This window comes from Prauserella marina (assembly GCF_002240355.1).
Lineage (GTDB): Bacteria > Actinomycetota > Actinomycetes > Mycobacteriales > Pseudonocardiaceae > Prauserella_A > Prauserella_A marina.
In genome coordinates this window covers 4,844,938-4,869,091 of record NZ_CP016353.1, presented here as the reverse complement: position 1 = coordinate 4,869,091, position 24,154 = coordinate 4,844,938, and the positions used below count along the sequence as shown (strand labels likewise).

Below are 24,154 nucleotides of genomic sequence, written 5' to 3'. Positions count from 1 at the left end.
CCGGGTCGGGACCTACGCGGAGTACACGGCTCGGCAGACCGGCCGGAATGCCGAATCCTTCGCCGCGGACGTTCCGCGGACGCCGATGTACGCAAGGCAGCAGTACCTCATGTCGGCTGCCGAAGCGCGCTACCCGCTGTCGGCCGACGAGATGAGCGAGCTGCAAATCCGCTATGAGCAGCTTCCGCAGCGGCTGCGCGCCATCAGGGACGCTGGAACCGTCCTTCCCGACGGTTTCGTCATGGGCGGCGATTTCCCGGTCAGTCACCATCCCACGCGGTACACCGTCACCGTGCACGACGTGCCCGGTGAGGAGCCGCTGACGCCGACCGAGCTCGCGGCGCTGATCGAGACCTTCCCCGTGGGAGGGCGTGGCATTTTCCTCGATCTTCAGGATTCGGGACGGCCCCGTCCGGGGACCCGGAAGTCGGGGATCGCCACCCGGTTGCGCGAATTCGGCCAGACGCTGGACGGAAGTGCATTGACCCGCTGGCTTTCGGGTGGGTTTGAGTACGTCGCCGGAATGATCGAACGGGGAACCTACGCTCAGGAGCTCGCGGACCGGCTGGGAGTCTCCGTCGTCGCCCCCGAACTCGCGGTGAGCGCGCATGTTCCCGGCGACGATCCGTACCTGAGCGCGGTGGAGCGGCATTTCGAAGGTCTGTCCCCGATACGCGGGGACTGGCGCCTGTTCCTGCGAGGTAAGCCCTCGGCGCGATTCGACCGGGATGCCGAGATCAAGGCCGGAAGGTCGCTCATCGCGGAAAGGGTCGAAACCGGAAACCAGCTGTCCGATATCGGAGAGCGTGCCGAGCGTGCCGGGACGGATTCGGTCCGGACAAGGCAGCCGTTGCCGACCGGGTTGTTGCTTCCCGCCGACACTGTTGTCGACACGGTGACAGACCTGACCCGGCAAGCAGTGCGCGGTGTCGCGATGGCGGGTGCGCGAGTCGTCGCGCGGGGTGCTTTCTTCCAGCCGTGGAATGGTCTTCGGGCGCGGTTCGTCTCGGTCAGTGAGGCGGAAAACGCGATCGAGGAGGCCATCCACCGTCTTCCCGAGGTCACGCGAGGACACCGGACGACCGTGCTCGATCTGGCGCGGCAGGCCGTGATGGACGCGGCGACCACGATCCTTCGCGGCGACGCCGCGACGGCCGAGATCGTCGGCGACCGTTTCCGCGCCGAGGTCACCGGCGGGATTTTCCGCTCCGGCAGGCCGTTGCGGCCAGGATCGGCGGTGGAGTTCAACAGGGTGGTGCTTTCCAGCAGGGACCTGGAAGAAGCGGCTCCCGTTGTCGAGGCCATGGTGACCCGTGGACTAGGCGAAGTGCTTGGCGATCTCGCCTCTTCCGTCGAGCCGCTCGTTCCGGGTCTGTTCGACTCGCTCCATGTCCTCAGTGGACAACCGGGTACGGACGCGAGGCTCGTGTGGGTACCGGGTTCCGATGTGCCGCGGCTGGAGTTGGGGGTCGGCCGTGACGTGACGGTGGGCCATCTTGTGTTGCGTGCCGTGCGCGAGGTGGCGCATCGTGTTCTGGTCAACCAGCGGTCAACCGGAGTGGCCGGGCTTTCCAGGCCGCAGGGGTTGTCGCAGGTGGTCGCGGACGAGGTCGTGGCCGAGTTGGTTTCGGTGCTCGCCGCCCAGTGGCTGACGGGATTGCCCGGCCAGGAACATCTTGCCGCCGACATTCATGAGCTGGCGAGGACGTCGCTCGGCGAGATCGCGTCGCGGTCAGGGAATGCCGGTACTTTCGCGGAACGGATGGCGAGGCTTCTTGAGGAACCTGATTTCCGTTCTCTGTTCAGCGGTCCGGCGGTGCGGGAAACCGGCGTCACGGCGACGGTGCGGTGGCCGGACGGGGTAGCCGCGACGGTGACGTTCACGTCGTCCGGCAAGGAGATCGCCTGGAAACGCGGTGGGCTGGTCCTGCCATTCGACGCTTCGGTGGAGTTGGCGCCACAGCTCGACCGATATGTGCGTGCTCGTGGTCCGATGAGCCCCCATGCATTGGCGCAGTTCGCTTCGCTGAATTACTCCCCGAATTACAGTGTCGGAACGCTCGCCGAGCTCTTCGCACGGGTCGAAAAAGTCACGGTCCGGGAAGCCGTCGCCAGGGTGCACAAGGAATTTCCGGAACTCTACGCGCGACAGCATGACTTGATGACCGCGGATGTGCGCCACCCTCTTTCCCAAGAGGAGATGGCTGTACTGGAAAGCCGCTACCGCGCTCTACCGGAGCGGCTGCGGTGGATTCGGGACGAGGGCAAGGTGCTGCCCGACGGATTCCACTCGATGGAGTCACCGTGGCGGGACTTCCCGCTCGGCCACCATCCCACCCGTTACACCGTCGAGGCGCACGGATGGGTGTTGGACGCGACCTATTTCGTCGGCCTGGGACACCGTGCTTCCGGTGAGGAACCACTGTCCGCGGACGAACTGGCCGAGTTGCTCGGGACGATGCCACTCGCGGGAAGAGGTATTTTCCTGTTGTCCTGCAGGGCGGGCGGCCCGACTTCGACGGGGACGAACTATGCTCAGACGCTCGCGGACCGGCTGGGAGTGTCGGTGGTGGCGCCCGTGTCGACTACTCACACCCCCTTCGACAGCGATGCATACGTCAGGTCGGTCGTAGACGAGGCTGAAGCGGAATCGCCGACCTACGACGACTGGCTACTGTTCCTGCCGGGGGAGCCGCCGCGTCGGTTCGATCTTCGCAACGAGACCGATACGGCTAGGACGCTCCTAGCCGAAAGGCCGGACTCCGGTCAGAGCCTCGCCGATATCGGTGCGGAAGCCGAACTCGCCGGGATTCATTCGCATCGAACGAGGCAGCCGCTGTCGACCGGTGTGTGGTTCCCTGCGGATGCCGTTGTGGAGTCCATGAGTAATTACGTAACGGCGACGGTTTCCCATGTCGCTTTGGAGGGCTGGTTCGATGTGGCGAACAGTCTTCCTTATGAGGTGACTTACCCCGCCGAGTCGGCGCAAGCGGTGCCCGAGGAGTTCGCGAAAGCGATCCGCGACGCGGTACTTCGTCTTCCCGAAGTCGTGGAAGACGAACAGACAACCGTGCTTGATCTCGCTCGGCGAGTACTCGTCGACGCGGTACAGACAAAATATGGCCTAGACGAAGGAACCGCGGATTCGGCCGGTTACCGATTCCACGCCCGGATGATGAGCCATGTTGAACCGGGGCAAGCACCCGTGGGCACCGAGTCCACTGTGGGTTTCGAGCGTACTGTCGATTCCGTCGAACGATGGGCAGCCGTGGCGCCTGTTGCGGAGGCGATGGTTTCCCTTGGCGTCGATGAGGTTTTCGGAGATCTCGCGCCCTCCGTGAGTTCCATGATTCCTGGTTTGTTCGACTCGGTGAATTTCGTGGCTCGGGACAGCGGCGCTGATGCGAGGCTGGTGTGGGATTCGGGTTCGGATGTGCCGAGGCTGGAGTTGCGGATCGGCCCTGGCGTGACGGTGGGGCATCTCGTGCTGCGGGTTCTGCACGAGTTGGCGCATTGGGCGTTGGTGAGTCAGCGTTCCAGCGAGGGCCCGGGTGTTGCGCGGCCCGAAGGATTGTCGGCGTTGCGGGTGGTCGAGGACGAGGTCGCCGCCGAGTTGCTGACGCGGGTCGCGGCGCAATGGCTGACGAGTCTGCCGGGCGCGCATCGTCTCGCGGCGGATATCCACGAGCGGGCGGGAACGTCGTTTGGTGAGGTCGCGGAGGGGACGCGTGCTGGTGCCGACAACGCCGGTTATGTAGGCGACGCGACCGAGCGGGGCCCCGGCGACGAGATCGCGTTCCGGTCTTCGTCAGGGGAAAACGTCCGTGATTTCACGGAACGGATGCTGGCGATTCTCCACCAGCCCGCCTACGAATCCCTGTTCAAGACTTACGTCTTCAGAGACGATGGCATCGTGGCGGGTCTTCGGTGGCCGCGACCGGACAATTACGTTACGAAGGTGTTATTGACACCATTCGGAAGCGAAATCGCCTGGATAGATGACAAGGTTGTCTTGCCATTCGACACCTCTGCTGACCTGAAATCGCAACTCGACCTGTATGTGCGTGCGCGTGGTCCGTTCAGCCCGTATGCGTTGGATCAGGTTGTTCCACTGAATGACTATATTTCCTTCCAGGTCGGGACGCTCGCCGGCTTGTACGAGCGAGTGAGACAAATCGACGACGCCGCGGCCGCTGATGCTGCCGACGCCGCAGGGGTGAAGTACCTGGAGCAAAAGCGTTACCTTATGGCCGCTGATCAAGCTCGCTACCCCCTTTCTCACAAGCAGGTGAAGGCGCTACGCGAACGTATGCTCTATCTACCGTCACGGCTGCGGTGGTTTGCAGAGACCGGCGGCAATACGCTCCCCGACGGGTTCTATTCCCGGGCGGAGCCGTGGGGAGCTTTCCCCCTGGGCCACCATCCGACCCGCTACACCGTCCATGCGCACGGAGTCCTCGACGACGAAGGCCATTTCGTAGGGTTGGACTTCGACGACAGCAACGAGAAGCCGCCAACTGCGGCCGACATGGCCAGGATTCTCAGAACGACACCGCTCGCGGGTAGAGGGATAATCTTGTCCGTCTGCCGCGCTGGCGATTCACCGATGAGCAGACGAATGGGCCGTTCCGCTGCGCTGCGCCAGGTCGGCAATGCGATCGGGGACAATAGCTTCCTTCGGTGGTTGAGTGCCGGAATCGAGTACGTGGCGACCATGATGGAACGGTCGAGCTACGCTCAAAAACTCGCGAACCGGCTAGGAGTGTCGGTACTTGCGCCTGAGACCGATATAAGTCGGTCTCCCGTCGATGGCTTTTACCCGGCGGCGGTTGTCAAAGATCCGGATTCCGATTCGCCGACGTATGGAGACTGGCGATTGTTCCGGCCAGGAAGGCCGTCGGTGCGGTTCGACTATCACGCCGAGGTCATCCGTGGTCTTACTCTTATCGACGACAGAGTCGAGTCTGGTGAAAGCCTCGCTAAAATTGGCAAGACGGCCGAGCGCGCCGGAATAAGTTCGCATCGAACGAAACAACCATTGCCGACTGGTTTGTGGCTTCCCGGTGATAGCGTTGTGGATTTCGTGACGGGAAACGTATCGGACACCGTGGCCTATATCGCCAAAATGGGTGCTCAATATGTGAAGATCAGTCGTTCTTATCAGGCAGGCGATGTCGGCGAGAGAGGGGCATTTGCGGACGCCGAGGTTGTGGGGGCGCTCAACGAGGCATTCGACAACCTTCCCCACACCGTGGAAGGCCACGGGACCACCGTGTTCGATCTCGCCCGGCGTGTCGTCGTCGATGCGACCAGGAAGCTTCTTGACGATGACGTCGAGACAGCTGAGGTGGTTGGTGATCGATTCCGGGCATGGGCAGGAAATATTCGTGATCAGTCTGGACCGGAGAACGCGGAATCTACCGTAGACCTGGGCAGAGTGATTCGTTCTGTCGGCCACTGGGGCGAAGTCTCGGCGGTGGTGGAGGCCATGGTCGTCCGTGGGGTCGACGAGGTCTTCGGGGATCTTGCGCCTTTCGCGGGCACCATGATCTCGGGTTTGTTCGACTCCGTGAGGATCGTGAGTCGCCGCCGTGGTCCTCACGCGAGATTGGTGTGGGCGCCTGGCTCGAATGTGCCCGGACTGGAGTTGCGAGTCGGCCGCGATGTCACGGTGGGCCATCTTGTGTTGCGCGTTCTGCATGAGGTGGGGCACTGGGTTTTGGTAAGCCAGCGTTCTGCGGAGAATGCTGGTCTTTCTCGGCCAGAGGGGTTGCCGGCGTCAAGGGTCGTCGAGGACGAGGTTGTCGCGGATCTGGTGTCACAGGTCACGGCGCGGTGGTTGACGAGTCTGCCAGGAGCGGATCGTTTGACGACGGATATTCACGAGCTGGCTGGGACGTCGTTTGGTGACATCGCCGAGCGGGTAAGGCAGAGGACCGAAGACGCCGAGTATGTAGGCGACGCGGCCGAGCGGGGCCCCGGTGACGAGATCGCGTTCCGGTCCGAAGGCGATCAGGGGTCGTGGCTTCAGCGGCTGAGTGCGGCGTGGCAGCGGAACCTCGACACGTTCTTCGAAGGAATGGCCACCAAGCGGGAGAGCTGGAGCTACGAGAGCGAGAACGGCGACATCAGGTACAGCCTCGTCGTCAAGGCCGGGTTCTGGCCGGACACCGCCATCGTGGAGGCGAGGTCGCTGGAATCGTCGCCGCACGTGCTGTGGCGGGCGCGGGTTCGGTATTCCGAGGAGAACGACCAGTACGAGGGCTTCGCCCAGCCCATCACCCATAACGACGGCACCGCCGTTCTCGGGGATCCGGTCAGTGTCGTCGTGCCCCGTCTGGGCGGCCCGGAACGGATCGAGGCTTCGGCCGCGCCAGGCGAGCTGGAGGTCACCCTCGGTACCGCGACGCCAGTCCGGTTCAGCAGGCAGTCCGAACCGGACGGACGCACCAGCGGGGTCGGCGTGGGCTTCGAAGCGCCGTCTTTCGACCCCGGGCATGTCTTGGCCTCTGGCACTCCCACGTTGGATCTGCTCAGCGATGTGAACAGGCTCGCGGAAAGTGGTGAGCGCGACGTCGCGACAGCTCTTTCGGACGCGGTTGTGTCGCTGAACAAGTTCGACCTGCTGATCCCGGAGTTGACGGCTGAACTGGTAGCCACAAGGCCGGATCTGCTCCACGACGCCGCGCAAAAACTTCTCACGTTGCTGCACGATGACGTGCTGACGCCCCGGCCGGACCTTGACGATATCGATGTCGAGATTTTCGACAGCCTCCTTCCCTTCGTGGGTGGTGGCGACCTCAACGCGGCTGAGCAGTGGCGGCTCGCGGCGAGTGGCCCCGCTCGCGCGAGGGCGATCCTCGTCGAGGTGGAGATCGCGCTCCGGCGACTCGCGGCAGCGGCAGGCAGGCCACCACAGGACGGCGCCAGCCGGGGTGACGAGATGCCGTGGTCGATCCGTGACTGGGCGACGGCATTGGCAGACTTCTCGTCCACATGGGACGACGCGCGCAGCGAGATCACGTCCGCCAGGGAGCTGCGCGCCGCCCGGCGGAACACCGAAGCCGAGTACAAGGCGGCGACGGTACGCGGTGTGGATAGTTCGGAACTGGTGAGTCTCACCGATCGCTTGTCCTTGCTGAGCGCGGACATCGTCCAGCATGACGAACTGGTACAGCGGGATGTCGAGAACTGGGCGAGCGCGGTCGAGGAATTCTCCGACGATGCGATCGACCTGGTACTGAAGGACGCGGAACGCAGGGCAGGCATCGCTGTTGCCATCCGGGGTCTGCGGAGGGCGGCCAAAGCCGCGCTAGCCGCGCTCGACGCCGAGTTGTCCGCGAACCGGCTGGCCGCCCAGCGCGACACCAAGGCTCCAGCCATCGCGGACGAGTTGATCCGCGCCGACATCGCACTGGAGACGGTTGCCGCGCTGATGGCGGCGGTGAGCCGTGGACTGCCGACGAGCCCTGGCGCGGCAGGGCTCACGGCGGCGGTTGCTTCCGAGCGGGATTTCGCGGCTCTGGGCCCGTACGTCGAGGCGCTGGTGACGTCGGGGCTCGGCGAGGTGCTGCCCGCCGATCTTGCCGCGCGGGCTGAGCCGATGGTGGCGTGGCTGCTCGACCCAGCACGGGTGACCGTCGGGACGGAAGGACCTGACGCGGCCCTGATCTGGGACCCGAACGAACTGTTGCCCCGCCTGCACCTGCGTGTCGGCGACGACGTTACCGTCGCCCACCTCGTGATGCGGGTGCTGCACGAGGTCGCCCATTGGACCGTTGTCGATCTGCGCGGTCCTCACGAGTCCGCCTTCGGCAAGCGTCCCGAGGGGCTGACCCCTGGCGATGTGCTGGAGCAGGAGGTCGCGGTCGAGGGAATCACGTCGCTGGCCGCGCGGTGGCTGTACGGCCTCCCCGGCAAGGAGGAGTTGCCTGCCGACATCGTCGAGCTTGCGACGCGCACCCTCGACGAGCACGTGGTGGCGACCCGTGCGGCGAACGAAGGCACCGAGTACGTCCACGACGTCGCCGCGGCCGCCGATGACCGCAGGGTGGAGTACCACTCGCGGACCGGCCGGTTCGCGAATCTGGTGACGGTGAACGACGGCGAAGCGCGCTCACTGGCAGCCGAGGAGTTCGGCGAGGGGGTCACCGTCGAGCGGGTCCAGGACACGACCAACCCGGTGTGGCGGGTCCGAGCCGAGAACGGTGACACTGTCGCGTACCTCGTCCTGACCACGAACCTGTCCAGGGTGCTCGCCGCCCACGACGCTCTCGGCGGCCTGCCGCACCCGCTCGTGACCGCCGACGTGCTCGGCTCGTGGCAGCTCAAGGGCGATGCCGGACTGGTCCTGCAGAGCGTCGTCCCCGGGACCTCGCTGCACGAGTTGCTGGTAGAGACCCGGACGGCGCTGCTCGACGGCGAATCGTCCGCCGAGGACGTCGAAAACGCGCTGACCAGACTGGCGGACGCCGCTGAATTGACCGGGCGTGCGTTCGCCGCTCAGCACACGGGCGCTGGAAACGCCGAACTCGGTGCGCACGGCGAGCACCCACTTACCGGTTCCGCCACACTGCTCTCGGCGACGCTCGGCGGGCTCTCCGCCGAGGCGAGGGCAGCACTCGGCGACACGACGAGCAGGGTGCGCTCAGCGGCCGCCGCGGATGCCGACGCCGAGCTGTCGGGCACTGCCTACACCCACGGCGATCCGCATCCCGGCAACATTCTGATCGATGTCGACGGTGGTACGGCCGGGCTCATCGACCTCGACACCGCTGGCTATTCGGTCGGGGAGAACGGCAAGCCGACCGGCGACCCCGGGCTCCAGGTCGCCGACCACCTCGACTACCTGAAGCGGCTCACCGAAAGCCTCGGCATCGAGGACGTCGGCGTCCTGCTGGAGTCCCGGTTCCTCGCCGGTTACCGGGCCGGAATCGGTATCCCGGGTGATGTGCGCGGCGAGGTCGCGGCCGCTGTCGGTGCATTGTGGACCCGATTCAAGGCGCTGGGAGCGAGCGAAGCTGACAGTGCGGCCGCATTGTTCGACCTCGCTCAGGCCGTCGCCGACGCGGCCGACGAGCTTCCGGCCCCCGACCCGGTGCGGCAGCACGGCCCCGACTTCCCCGTCGAGGGCGAAGCCGGACCACGGCGCAGGGGCCTTTTCGGTCGACTCTTCGATCCGAAGTGGAACTACACCGGCGACGAAGGCGTTCAACCGAACCTGCCTTCGCCAAGCCCGCAGCCACGCACCGTCGCGGATCTGGCGGCCGAGGCAGGTACGTCGGATGCCTCGATCGCCGCGCTCGAAACAGCGCTGGAGGGAGCGGCGGCACAGCTGGCCACCCTGCACCGCTCCCACGAACTGTCCTTCTTCGACACTGCGCCGATGGAGATCGGCCGTTCTGAACTCGCCGAAGAGGCGTACCGGACGCTGCTGTCCGCAGGGCCGTTGTCGGCTCTCGCCGATGTCGGCGAACTGAGCGAGCGGATCAGAGACGCCTTCGTATGGGGCCCCGTCTGGATCGGGACGATCCACGGCGCGGCGACACTGGACGCGTTCCACGTCGACGGCGACCGGGTCACGCTCACCCCCGCCGCCGTCGAGCCTGCCGAGGACAGGCCGAAGACCCCGACCGCCGCCGATGTGCACTCGTTCCTCGCTGATCTCGAAGCTCGTACGCCAGACATGTCGGCGCAGCAACGCGAATCGCTCGTCGACGTCTTCCTCGCGGCCTATGAGCGAGCCGGCGGTGTCATTCCGCCGGAACTGACCGCATCGACGGGAGTGCTGTCGCCCGCGGCAGCGGAGAGCGTCGCCGCCGACATCCAGGAACTGCGCGAGCTGGTGCGTCGGAATCCGGTGGATCCCGCCGATGACGACGTCACCGAGTCTTTCGACGCGCTGAACAGGTACGGCGAGCCCCACTATCTCCTGGTGCGAATCGCCGTGAACCAGCTTCGCGTGGCCCCTGCTGGGGAGTGGAACGACATCGTCGCGAAGCTGACCCGCTCGCTGTTCGACCTCGTCGACAACCCGGTGCAGCGGGACCGCCTCGACAACGGCTTGCTGCCGGAATTCCTCGACGACATCAAGACGATGCTCACCCCGGTGGGCCTCGCCGGGATCGCCGACCTGGTCGCCGCGAGGTATCACCAGTACGGCGACGAGGACGCCACCGCGACCAGCTTCCCCGCCGGGATGCCGTCGGTGGTTTCGGTCGAGGTCGACGAGCTCACGGACACGTTCGCCAGGTACATCGGCAACGGAGACCCCGAGACGTTCACCGGCGCCGACGGCACCTATGGCCTCGCCATGCCGGATGGCTCCTACCTCATGTCCTTTTCGGACACTTATCTCGGCACGGTCAACGAGGACGGCAGCCGTGACCCCGTCGTGCAGGAGGGTGGACCGACTCCGTTCCTCCGCAACTCCTTCATTCGGATCCCGCGAGACGGCGAGCTGGAGACCGTGGTCGGCAGGGACGAGAGCATCCCGGTCGAGCCCATGCCGCATCCCGAGGACGGCAAGTGGTACTGGTCGGGTGACCTGCATCGGATGGATGACGGAGCGGTCGAGGTCACGTATCAGGAGTGGAGCAGCCTCAGCGGGGAGATCTGGGACTGGCAGCAGGGCGCCAATGTCGTCGCAAGGTACCGAAATGGTGACCTGAGTGCCCCGGCCGAGGTGTACGAGTTGCCTTCGGCGACCGGGGTCGACTGGACGGCGGCGATCCTCAACGCCGAGGACGGCTACCGGTACGTGTACGGGGTCGAAGACCTGGGGGACACCAAGTATTTGCGGGTGGCACGGGTTGCCGGTGACAGTCTCGCGGGGCAGTGGGAGTTCTACACCGAGAGTGGCCGGTGGTCGATCTTCGAGTCCGACGCGGCAAGGGTGCTGCCGGGGGTTGCCAACGAGTTCAGCGTGACCAGGGTCGGCGACAGCTACGTGCTCATCACGCATGACACCCGGACACCGGTGAGCCCGGACATCGTGGGCTATGTGGCACCGACGCCGTTCGGCCCGTTCACCGGCCCGACGCACCTGTACACGACGCCGGAGACAGGTGAGGACGGTACGTACGGCGACGAGAACGTCTTCACCTACAACGCCCACGCCCACCCGGAGATCGACCGGGGTCCCGGCAGGCTCGTCGTCTCGTACAACGTCAACAGCTTCGACAAAACCGACACCTACCGCGACGCGAGCATCTACGTTCCCCGGTTCATCGTGTTCACCTTCGACGCCGACGGCGGCATCGCGGCGACGGCCAACGACGAGGGATTCCAACGGGACTTGCGCGGGCTGGACGTCTCGGCCGAGGGCCTGAAAACCCTCGCCGAGCAAGGAGCCGACCTGTCCGAGGTGTCAAGGCGGTTCGGTGATCGATTCGGCACGGCCACCCGGCTCGCCGTGCTGCGGGGGATCGACTACGTACTCGCGCTTCCTGGCAACATCAGCACGCGGAGTCTTGAGGCGCGACTGCGGTTCGAGGAACGCAAGCACGGCGCGGTGGAGTCGGTCGGCAACAAGATCAAGCCGGTCACCAAGCTGCTTCCGGCTTCGTTGAAGACTACGGAGCCGGACCGGTTCACCGAGGTCGCCGCGCTGTTCGGCTACCAAGACACCGACGACGACCTGGCCGAGTTCACCGCTTTCCTGCTTCGCGCGGGAATTCCGGAAGCGCTGTACGGCAGGGACTTCGACGTCCTCACGGCCATCGCGGTCGAGCTGTACATCCACGGCCGCTGGTCGATGGAGCAGCGGCGCGCCTTCGACGACGCTGAATGGCTGGGAACCGCGTTCTCGGTGCGGGAGCCAGGACACGATCCGATCGCCGCGCTCCCGCCGTTGCCGGAACCGGCAAAGCCACGGGAGTCCCGGATCGATCCCGCCGACCACGCCGCGCTGATCACCGGATCGCCCCGCTACCTTCCGCTCACCGAGGAGCTGACCGCTCAGCTCAACGAGCGCTACGGTGCCGACTTCGCCCTCGATGACGTTGAACGGCGGCTCGACGACGGTTTCGCCAGGCTCGTCGGCGCCGGAGGCGACCTGTGGCGGGTCGGTGACCGCGAGATACGCATGCGCCTGCGGTTGACGAACCCCGAGTTCGAGGGCGGCGTGGCGACCGCGGCCGCGAGGTTCGAGATCACCGAGCGGGACCCGGAAACCAGCCGCTTCGGCGAACTGGTCGTCGTGGCCGAGGACGGCGCGTTCGCGAGCATCGCACTGTCCGAGCCCGTCGCGGCAGCCCGTGCCGAGGTGGACCGGGAAACGAGTGAACCGGTGCGGGCCGACGTCCAGGGCACCCCGGACTTCCCCTCGGCGGCGATACTGGAGCTGACCGAGCGGCACCGGACCGCTCGGCAGCTGATCCGCAAGATCGATGAATCGGGTGTCGCGGTCGAGCCGTCGATGCGCGAGCAGATCTATCGCTACGTCGACGAACTGCCGTCAGGACAGGCGTTCGCGAACGCCGCGGGCGGCGGCGACGGCAACCTGCTGGTCGTCCACGGAAGCAAGGTCAGCGTCGCGATCCGGCACGTCGTCACCCTTCACCGGGACAACACGACGGTGATCGCCGACGACGACGGCGAGGTGATCCACCAGTGGGGCGATCCGGCCAGACCGTTGAACACCCCCGGCGTCGTCCATGAGCTGACTGTCTACAGTGGAGCAGGTGCCCGGCTCGGCGCGGTCAAGGTCAGGGGCGCCCTGCTCACTCGGATGGCGGCCGCCGACGCGTACGCATACGGGCTCCCGGTCCACGAGCCGGTCGAAACGCGGTACGAACGGCGGATCCACAAGGACTGGGCGCTGCGCCGCCTGCGGGAACTCACTCACGAGGGCACGGAGGAGGCACCCGGTGCCGTCCTGCGCGAGCTGTCCGTGGTGCGTCCTCCCGGTCAGCGGCAGCGCGGCGATGCGGTGGCGCCACTGCGGGAAATGGTGATCGGTCTGGCAGGGGACGCCGACGCGGGCCTCGTGCCCGATGCGGCGTTCGTGGGTAACGGCGATCCCTCGGCCGGTGAGAACGCGGTGGCGAGGAAGAGCAGGCACGTTCGCCGCACCCTGTTGGACAACCTGGCGCGCCTGGATCGCGCGATCCGCAGTGATCAACTGGAGGCCCGCTACCGTTCGTTCGCCCGCGATGGCCTCAGTATCACCCTTTCGGCGCCGGAGCGGAGGTTTCCGCCAAGTCGCGAAGCCATGACGGTGCGGGTCAAACTGAAAGAACATATCGACGAGGCCGAATTCCTTGGAGTGACGACGCTTTCCGATGAGGAAGGTGAGTTCGCCGCGTTCCGTGTACCGGTCGTCGCTTTCGCCGAAATGTGGGAACGCGGCGCCATCTCCGCTGGCAGGCAACGAAAGCGCCGTGGTAGTGCCGTCGTGCACGTACCCCTGAGCGAAATGGGAGCGATTCCCGATTCCGCGTTGCTCCCGGCCAATTCCGATGTTGTCGAGATCACCGACTCTACCGCATCGGATCCCTCTTCCGATACCTCCTTTTTGGTTCCGGTTAACCTTTCTCTTGCCCCGCGTTCACTCCCGACCCTCCCGCCGAGGCCCGGCTCGGTCCTTCCCGACATCGCTCCAGCCGTCGCCGAATTCTTCGAGCGAACCGAAGCGGACTACCGGCCGACGGAATCGCCGGCGCGCTGGCGAACCCGTTGGCGGGACAGCGATGTCGAGGTGGAGATCGCCGTCGACCCGACGGCGCGCGAGGCGCACATTCAGCCACCCGCCTTCGTCGCGGACTCACGGATGTCGCCACTGACGGGATTGACCGAACCCGTCGCGATCCCCGATGGCCCCGTCCGGATCGTGCTTCCCCCGCTCCCGGACGTGCCGGCGGGACTCTCCCACCTCGTCGGCGCGACACTCGGTGCCGCCATCACCGCCCTTCCGGCCACAATGGACAGCTGGGCGCGTGAGGCGACATCGGCCGCGCTGACTTCCCTCACCTCCCTTGCCCCGCCCGTCGGCGCCGACGAGCACGAAGCGCTGCCGCCGGAACCGGACGAGCCGCCACCGACCCGCGCCGTCGCGTTCCCGAAGCGGTGGAACGCCACCGAGCGGGCACTGGCCGAAGCGCGACAGCTCAGCGACCACCTGCTGCGGGGTGACTGGGAAGCGCCCCCCGCGACACTCGCCGAGCAGGCGGGCGCTCTGGTGGACCGGCTCCGCGAACTCGCCGACTGGCACGACGCGCCCGACGGCGACACCAGGACCGCCGCGCGACGACACCTGTCGACAGGTCTGCGGCTGCTGGCCGCCGACCTCGCCGAGGCGCGCCAGACCCTGGAGATCGGGCATCTGGTCGGCGAGCAGGCATTCCGGGGCGGTCGCCGCGACCTCGACGCCACGGAACTGTTGCTGTTCCTCGACATCGACATCGCCAGAAGCGCGGGCAGGGCGTACGGCATGCTTCCCGCGATCGAGCGCAGGGGCCAGCGATTGCTGGAACTGGAGCAGCCTGCGCGGATGCTCGAAGCCGACCTCGCGGTCGAACGGACCGTGTTGTTCAACCGGCGTCGCAAAACATCGCTGCGATTCCGGCCCTCCAAGGGCGACGTCGGCCATGTCGACACCCTGCTGAGGCTGTTGGCCGACATCGAGACCGACCTCGGCGCACTCGCGGCACAGGGCCACGAGGGAACGACAGCTGACGATTTCACAGCACACGCATTGGCTCTGCACGCGCCAGATCTCGTTCACAATCAGGAGAAGGTCCGCAGACTGCTGTACACGATGGGGCTCAATGAGAGTTCCTACGGAAGCGAACGCAGGCACAAGTTCTTCGATCGCATCCTGGAGCACCCGCCTCTCGAAGGCAGGCTCACCGCAACCGGGCGCGCGCTCGTCGAGCACTTCACCACGGTGGAGCAGCACCCGAACCCTGGTCTCGGCAGGATGCAGTGGTTGCTCAAGTACAAGCCCACCAGGAAGCTGGGCTTTTTCAAGGACTTCCATTTCGGTGACGCGTTCGACGACACCTTCGATCGCGGGCCTCTGCACCACGTGACAGTTGATTTGACCGACGAGCTGTCCATCGGCCAGAGGGACTACGACCTTGAGGATGCCAAGCTTCCCGAAGGGTCGGAGGGCTACGACACCTACCGGGTGTTCTGGTGGGCGGGAGAGGAAAAGGGACTCTCGGGCGGCCGGTTCTCCTGGCGGCGTCACGGCTTCACGATTCAGCTCGAAGAGTTCGAGCACGCGACAGGCGTTCCGTCATCCTCAGCCGGAAAAATAACGTGGGTCGAGGGCAGCCGCAGGCTGGTGTGGGAAACCGGTAACACCTCGATGGCCGAGGCCGACGCGACGCTCACCGAGCTACTGCGTGAGGCAATCACCGGATACGCGACTTCGGTACCCCGTCCGGGCAATTACTTGCGATGGGGAAACGCCTCGAACGCGGGAACCGCCCTCGGGACGGTGGCCGGTTACGGGATCGGTCTCGCGACCCTCGGCGCCGATCCGTTGCTGCTCATCGCCGCGCTGGGACAGGTCGCCTACGCGACGTTGACCCATGGGCCCTTGACACAGAACCTCGGCGGCAGGCGGGCCGCCGCGGAAGAAGCGGTCAAGCGGATGACCGCGGCGAGCGGGCGCGGCGGACTCGGCGGACCGGGGATTACCAGGATCACCAAGAAGGGCCACCAGGTCGGTGAACTGTGGCAGGCCATCGCCAACTCGTTCAACGTCAGGCTTCCCGTCCCACCCGAGCCGCCATCACCTCCCGCGACTCCCGCTCAACGGAAAGAACTCGGCGCCAGGGTGCGGGCGATGGCGCCGGAGTTGGCCGCGGCCTTGGGCGCGGAGGAAACCCCTGGGCGCCCGCTGCCGCCTGACCTGCTCGCGCAAGGAAGCCTCGGCCAGGTCGTCAGAGAGAGCAAGGACGCGCACTGGGATCCGGAGAAGCGACGGCTCACGCTGACCCTCGGTACCGGCGAGCGAGTCAACATCAGCTTTGCCGAGGGCGATGGGAAGTTCTCCACCCAGCGTCTTGCCGACGGAGACGTGAGCAAGAGGGAAATCGACCTCGTCGTCGCGTACGCGCCGTCGGCCTACCTGGCGGGCGCCGACGACGCGACCCTGTGGCGCACCCTGTCCGGCGAGCTGCTTTCGGGACTGCACAAGGCATCACTGGTGTGGCGGATGGAGCGCCTGTGGACCCTGCTCATGATCAGGCTGTGGCCGTTCGCCATCCAGACCGGCGTCGTGGGGCTCTTCGCCTGGCTGACGAACACGGCGCACCTGGTGATGCAGACACTGCTCGGCGGACTTGGCTCCATTGTGTTCTCGACTATCGCGGGGTTCGGGAACCAGAAGCGCACCTCCCTCAAGGGGTGGGTGTGGACGGATGTCCGTAAGGCATTGCTCGCCGACGAGCTAGTCGACGGACCCACCGCGCTGGCCCGACACGCCGACCACGCGGTCGGCATGCTCGCCGCGGTTCTTGAGGTCCTCAATCGCATGGAAGCCGCCATCAAGGCGCATCTTCCTGAGAAGAATGGTGAAGAGCTAGCCGACCGGCTGGACGACGATCCAGCGATCGTGATCGCCTCGGCGGAGGCGGATCTGGTCGCCTATGCCAGCACCCGGCAGGGCGTGCGTAAGGTCGTTGTCGGTCAGGACCAGCAAACCGGGGCCCGGCAGATCGTCATCACGACCGACAAGCCACGCGACAAGCAGGCCGGTCGCGCTGCCCGTCCGGTCGAGATCACGATCCAGCTCTCACATGACCCCGGAATCCCGGACGACTTCTCACCGTCCACGGTGCATAAGTCGTACACGGTCAAGGAGCGCACGCTCCACATGGCGCTTCCGCGATACTCCACGGACGCCAAGCGCGTCGAGCGGCTCATCACGGAGCTGGACCAGACACTGGTGCGGGAAGGCTGGATTCAGCCGATCTCGATGCTGAAGCTCGTCATCGAAGCCGTCGTCGTCGCGGCGGCGGACGGCGGGCCGAACGCGCTCTATTCGCTCCTCGGGCCGGGTATGGACCCGAACGCGACCGACCAGCAGCGTGAGCGGGCACGGCTGTCAGCCGCACGGGACGCCATCGATGTGGTGACCACCGGCGTCGAGGGGGGCGCCACGGTCACCGGCATCAGGCAGAAGGCCACGAGGCGGCTCAGAGGGGACCTGCTGCCGGTCGATACGGCGACCTCGACTCCGCGCATGATGGACGACTACACCGACGAGGTGGTCGGCCAGACCCTGCGGATCATCGCGGCGTTCACCGAACTCCAGGAACTGCACGGCGACGCGGCTGATGAGTCCACTCGCGACTGGTACCGCGAATGGAACGAGAACGAGAATCATTCGCTGCCGGAAACCATGGAGGGATTCCGGCGGCTCGTGGAAACCGGTGAGCTGCTGGACCTGATCCCGCATCTCGCCAAGGTCGAGTTGATCGGGGACAGAGAGGTCCGCCTGATCATCGACAAAGTCGACCGGCCGGGCCCGTTCAACATCGCGGCCAAGGTGCGAGGCAGGCATCCGCACGAGATTCTGCTCCGGTTCGCGCCGTCGGTGCCGGGGGAGACCACGAAGCTGCGGTTCAACAAATTCGACTCGCTCGGGATCGTTTCGCTCAGTCCGGTCGACGCCGCCAACGGATATCCCGAGCTGCTCGAAGCGCTGACCGCGTTCGTCGAGGCGTACCACAAGGCGCCACCGGGGACTCCTCCGATGCTCGCGCTCGCGCTGCAGGACTTGGGGCCCGGCGCGGCCTCCTCGATGGTCAGGCGCATTCTGCTGGACTCGATGAAGGACGGGCCGTTCAAGGCGGGCGCGCTGGCACTGCCGACGGGTATCGCGGCGTTGTCGGCGTACGTCTCGGTGGCTGTCACTTCCTGGTTCCTCAGGGAGAAGTTCCTCACCAACGAGAAGATGAAGATGATGGCCTACTGGGACGGTAGTCAGGCGTCCCCGGCCAGGGATCAGATCGCCTACGACATCGTCGAGAAGCTGCACGCGCTGATCGTCGAGAAGGTGTTCCCGGATATCGTCGCGTTCGCGGAGAGGGCTGGACTCGACGTCGATCTCGACACGACACTGTGGCAATTCCGGGACAGGGGCGACGAGAAGCCGCCGTCGCATTTGCTGTCGCCTCCGCCCATGACGGCACCCGTCATCGGGGGAAGGTCGGCCGGGAACCGGCCCCGCACGTTCGCCGATGTCGTGACCGAGGTTTTCGCCGAGGTTCCGGGAGATCGGTCGCACGGCCTGATCGGCGTCGCGCTTGCCGCCTACGAGCGTGCGGGCGGAGCCCTTCCCTCGGACCCGGGTGCGCGTGCGGCGTGGGTTTCCGCCCGTTCTGACGAGGCCCGCGCCTGGGACATCGAGGAACTGCGCGACCTGTTGCTCCGGTACACGGTGGACGAAGCGGGTGATCCGCTTGTCCCGTCGTCCGGCGAGCTGACCGACGAGCAGTCCACTGCGTTGCGTCGTTACCTTGAGCCGCACCGTGTTCTGCTCGATGTCGGGGCAGGGCAGCTTCGGGCGGCACTGCCTGAGGAACGGCAGGCCGTCGCGGCGAAGCTGAAGCGGGTGTTGTCCGAGCTGGGTGAGGATCCCGTCCAGGTCGGGCGCTGGGATGACGGACTGCTCGCCGATGTCCTCGCCGATACCAGGACGATGCTGGAGCCGTTCGGCTTCGCGGAGGTCGCCGACGAGGTAGCGGCGAGGTACGAGGGGACCGACGACACGGGCGCCACCGCGGCGAGGCTGCCCGAAGGGATGCCGTCCGTGGTGTCGGTCGAGCCCGACCAGCCGCTCACGGACGCGTTCGCCAGGCATTTCGGCAACGGCGACCCGGCGACGATCACCGGAGCGGGCGGGGCGTACGGGGTCGCCGAATCCGGCGGCTCCTCGGTCATGTCGCTCGCGCACGCTTTCCTCGGCACGGTGAACGAGGACGGCAGCCGGTCACCGGTCGTGGCGGACGGCGGGTCGACACCGTTGGTGCGCAACGCCTTCGTGCGGGTCAACCCCGACGGCGAGCTGGACACCGTGGTCGGCTGGGACGGGGAAATCCCCGTCGAGCCGATGCCGCATCCCGAGGACGGCAAATGGTACTGGCCGGGGGATCTCCACCGCACGGAGGACGGTGCCGTCGAGGTCACCTACCGGGAGTGGAGCGCGACGGGTAACGGTGGACTCCGGACAGGCGGCAACGTCGTCGCGCGCTACCGGGACGGCGAACTGGACACTCCCGAGGTGGTGTACGACCTGCCGTCGGCGACGGGGGTCGACTGGACGGCGGCGACGGTCAAGGCCGACGGCTACCGCTACGTCTACGGGGTGGAAGACCTTGGCGACACGAAGTACCTGCGGGTGGCGAGGGTCGCCGGTGAAAGCCTTGTCGGGCAGTGGGAGTACCGCACCGCCGATGGTGACTGGTCGCCGCACGAGTCCGATGCCGCGCGAGTGCTGCCGGGGGTGGCCAACGAGTTCAGTGTCACCAGGGTCGGGGACGGGTACCTGCTGATCACCCACGACACCCGGACGCCGTCGAGCCCGGACATCGTCGGCTACGCGTCGCCGACTCCGTTCGGCCCGTTCACCGGCCCCGCGCGCCTCTACACGACGCCTGAGGCAGGCGAGAGCGGTACGTACGGCAGCGGGAACGTGTTCACCTACAACGCGCACGCCCATCCCGAGATCGATCGCGGACCCGGGCGGCTTGTCGTGTCGTACAACGTCAACAGCCTCGACAAGTCCGATGTGTACCGGGACGCGAGCATCTATGTCCCCCGGTTCGTGGTCTTCACCTTCGACGGCGACGGTGGTATCGCTCAGGCGGACTCGGACGACGGTTTCCGGCGGGCTCTGCGGGAGCTGAACAACGTCGACGTCACGACGCTGGAAAGCCTTGCCGCGCAAGGCGTTCACTTGTACGAGTTGTACCGGAACTCCGGTGACGACTTCGTCGCCGCGGTCCGCTCGGCAACGATGCGTGAAACGGAACGCTCGAACCTGATGGCCAGGCTGATTCCCGGTTCCGCGACGCGGTCGGCTACGTCAGGGCTGGAAGAGGTCGCCGTGCTGTTCGGCTACGACGGGACCAGCGCCGAGGACCTGGCCGAGTTCGTCGGCTTCCTGCGCGAAGCCGGAATTCCCGAGACGCTGCACGGCGGGGATCTCGCCGTTCTTCGGGCCATCGCCACCGACCTGTACGTGCATGGCCGTTACACGGCACGGCAGCGGCGGGCCTTCGACGATGCGGAATGGCTCGGCAGGGCGTTCTCGGTGAGGGATCCGGATCAGCATCCGATCTCCGCGCTCCCGCCACTGCCCGAACCGGAACAAGCTGCCGAAGCCCGGTTGGAACCCGTCGAGCACGCCGTACTGCTGACCGGAACCCCGAGCTACCTCCCACTGACCGCGAAGCTGACCCAGCGGCTCAACGAGCGGTTCGGCACCGAGTTCGAGGTCGATGACGTCGAGCGACGGCTGATCCAGGGGTATTCCCGCCTGGTCGGAGCCGAAGGCGACCTCTGGCCCGTCGACGGCAGGGAGGTGCGCGTGCGCCTGCGGCTGACGAACCCCGAATTCGACGGCGGAGTCGCCGAGGCCGACGCCGCGTTCGAGATCAGCGAGCGAGACCAGGACACCAACCGCTTCGGTGACCCCGTCGTCGTCGGCAGGCGAGGCGCGCGAGCGCGGATCGAGATGGCGGGTACCGGCGTCGATTCCGCCGACGCCGTGCGGACCGATGTGGAGGGGACGCCGGGCTTCCCCCGGGCCGAGGTCCTGGCACTGACGGAGCGGCACCGGATCGCGCGACAGCTCATCCGGAGGATCGAGGAGTCCGGTATTCCGGTCGAGCCGGTCATGCGCGAGCAGATCCTGCGCTATGTCGACGAATTGCCGCGAGGACAGGACTTTGTGGACGCCGTCGGCGGAGGCGACGGGCACGTGTTCGCCGTGCACGGAAGCAAGGCGAGTGTCGTCCTCCGGCACGTCATCACCGCCGAAACCGGCAGTGCTCGGCTGGTCGCCACTGTGGATGGTGGCGTGACCCACCAGTGGGGCGATCCCGCCGATCCTCGGACTACCGCGGGTGTCGTCCATGAATTGACCCTGTTCACCGGTACCGGTGTCGAACTGAACACGGTGAAGGTGCGGGGCGCGATGACCACCCGCATGCCGGCCACCGATGCTCGTGCCTATGGGCTGCCGGTGCTCGCCGGCACCGAGGTACCGGTGTTCCGCAGGGACATCGATCCGGAGTGGGCGCTGCGCGGCCTCAGGGACCTCACCCGTGATGGCAGGACGGAAGCCCCCGGATTCCTGCGTGAGCTGACCGTCGACCGGCCACCCGGCCAGCCGCGACGCGGCAACGCGGTGGCGCCGCTGCGCGAGCTGGCGATGTCGGTGGCCGGGGAAAGCGAACTCCTGCCCGACGCGGCTTTCGTGCCGGACGGCCATTCCGACACCGGCCGGAACGCGACGGCGACGTGGAGCAGGCACGCGCGTCGTACCCGGCTGGACAACATGGTCAGGCTGGACCGGGTATTCCGCGAGGAGAATCTGGAAAACCGCTACCGGGCGTTCACGCGCAGCGGCATTCAGGTGACGTTGCCGGTGCCTGGGCACCGGCTGTTCTCCGGGCCGGATTCGGTGACACTGACGACGCGGATGACGCAGCACGTCGAGACCGCCGACTTCCTCGGCAGGACCGTGCTTCCCGGTGAGGACACCGAGTTCGCCGCGTTCCAGGTTCCGGTCACGTTCTCCGTCGAGCGCGCCGAAAGGGGTACCACGACGGCCGTTCGGCAGCGGTACGGCAGCGCCGTGGTCTACGTGCCGCTGGGCGAACTCGGCGACGATCCTCCCGCATACATCGAGCCCGCCCGACCAGCCGAGGCCGCCCGATCTGTCGTGGGCGAGGAACCGGAACCCGTCGTACTCGACCCTCGTTCCCTGCCGAGCCTTCCGCCGAGGCCGGGCGCGGAGGCCGCCGACATGGCCGCCATCAGTGCCGCCGTGACCGGCTTCTTCGAGCGCGAAGGCGCGGGGTACCGGTCGACGGATACTCCCGCGCGGTGGCGGACCCGGTGGCGCGACGCCGATGTCGATGTGGACGTCGTGGTCGATCCGACGGCGAGCGAGGCGCGGATCGACCCACCGGCGTTCACGATGCACGAGCGGACATCACCCGGCACAGGGCTGACCGAGCTCGTCGCCGTCCCCGGCAGTCCCGTCAAGGTCGTGCTGCCCCCGTTGCCGGACGTCCCCGTCGGGCTCACACATCTCGTCGGTGCGATGCTCAGGGCCGCCGTCGACGCGCTTCCGTCCACACTGGACGAGTGGGCGCGGGAGACAGTCTCGCCGGTGCTGGGCGCGCTGACCGGTCTCCGGCCACCGGAGGAAACTGACGAAAAGCCGCCACCGGAACCGGACGCACCGCCACCGATCAGAGCCATCATGTTCCCGAAGCGGTGGGCCGCGACGGAGGAGGCACTGGCCGACGCATCGGTCCTAGTCGGCCGCCTGCTGCACGGTGACGGGAGCGCGCCGCCCGTCGAGTTGATCGCGCGGACGAGGGAACTGGCCGCCCGCCTCGACACGGTGGCCGATGGTCACGACTCCCCCGGTGGCGACGCCAGGACCGCGGCCCGAAGGGATTTCGCCTCGGGATTGCGGTCACTGGTCTCCGAACTGGCCGAGGCGGGCCGGACATTGGAGATCGCCCACCTGGTCGGGCAGCGAAGCTCAGGCGAACCGAGAGACCTGGACGCCGTGGAGTTGCTGCTGTTCCTCGACAGCGACGTCGGCCGCAACGCGGCCAGCGCCTACAACCTTCTGCGATCGATCGACCGCGGAGGTGAGCGGCTGCTGGAGCTCGAAGATCCCGGACGACTGGTCGACTCCGTCCCTGCGACCGAGCGGGCATCGCTGTTCAACCGGCGTCCGAGGCCGAGGTTGCTGTTCCGGCCCTCGCGCGGCGACCTGGCCGAACTGGACACCCTGGTGAAGATCCTCGCCGACATCGAATCCGCTCACGAGGTGCTGGCCGAGAACGGGCACGAAGGGGTTTTCGCGGAGGACTTCGCGGGAGACGCACTGGCAGCCCACGCTCCGGATCTCGCGCACAGCCAGGAAAAGCTCCGCAGGCTGCTGTACCTGATGGGGCTCAACGAGACGACCCACGGCAGCGAACGTCGCCACCGGTTCCTGAAAAAGGCCATGAATCTGCCTCGGTACGAGGGGAGGTTCACCGAAACCGGGCGGAAGTTCGTCGAGCACTTCAGCACGCTGGAGCAGCACCCCATTCCCGGTAAGGGCAGGATGGAGTGGCTGTTCAAGAACAACCAAAACAGGAAGCTGTTGGTATTCAAGAACTCGCACATTGCCGACCCGATGGACGATGGGGCCCACGGTGGCCCAGTGCACTGGGGGACCGCGCGGGCCACCACGGCGGTGTCGGTCTACCAGAGGGACTTCGAGCTCGAAGACGCGAAGCTCTCCGACTCGCCGGAGGGTTACGACACTTACGAGGTGTTCTGGTGGGCAGGCGAGAAGAAGGGGCCGACCGGTGGCCGGCTCGGCTGGCGCCGCTACGGCTTCACCGTCCAGCTGGAAGAGCCGGACCCCGCTGACGCTGGAACCTCACCCGCGGGCAACATGGCTTGGGTCGAGGGCAGCCGCAGGCTCGTGTGGGAACTCGGGGACACCTCGATGACCGACGCGAACAAGACGCTGACCGATCTGTTGCGTACGGCGATCTCCAAGTACACGGTGGCGCTTCCCCCGCCGAGCAACGCCGTCAGGTGGGGAGTGTGGGCCGCGTCGGGCGCCATGATCGGTGCCCTCGCCGGATACGCGCTCGGTATGCCCATCGGCGCCAGCGCGCCACTACTCATCGCCGCGCTGGGGCAGGCCGTCTACTCGATGTTCCTCCACCCATCGATCGTGTTCTACGTGTTCGGGCATCACGAGGCGGCCGCCAACCAGGTCAGGACGATGACGGCGAGCGGTCGCGGCGGTCTCGGCGGCCCTGGCTTGACCAGGCTCACCAAGAAGGCGAACGAGGTGAACGCTCTGCTGCGGGACGTCACCGCACGCTACGGCGTCACCCTGCCTGCTCCACCCGAGCTTCCCTCACCTCCGGCGATGCCACGTCAG

At 66.6% G+C, this 24,154-nt stretch carries 1 protein-coding gene (cut by both window edges); it reads left to right on the top strand.

This entire window lies inside a single protein-coding gene on the top strand: locus BAY61_RS22550, encoding a GntR family transcriptional regulator (protein WP_091807538.1). The 81,942-nt coding sequence extends 38,744 nt beyond the window's left edge and 19,044 nt beyond its right edge, so the window shows coding positions 38,745-62,898 (codon 12,915, partial, through codon 20,966, complete); the first codon wholly inside the window starts at position 2. The start codon and the stop codon both lie outside this window.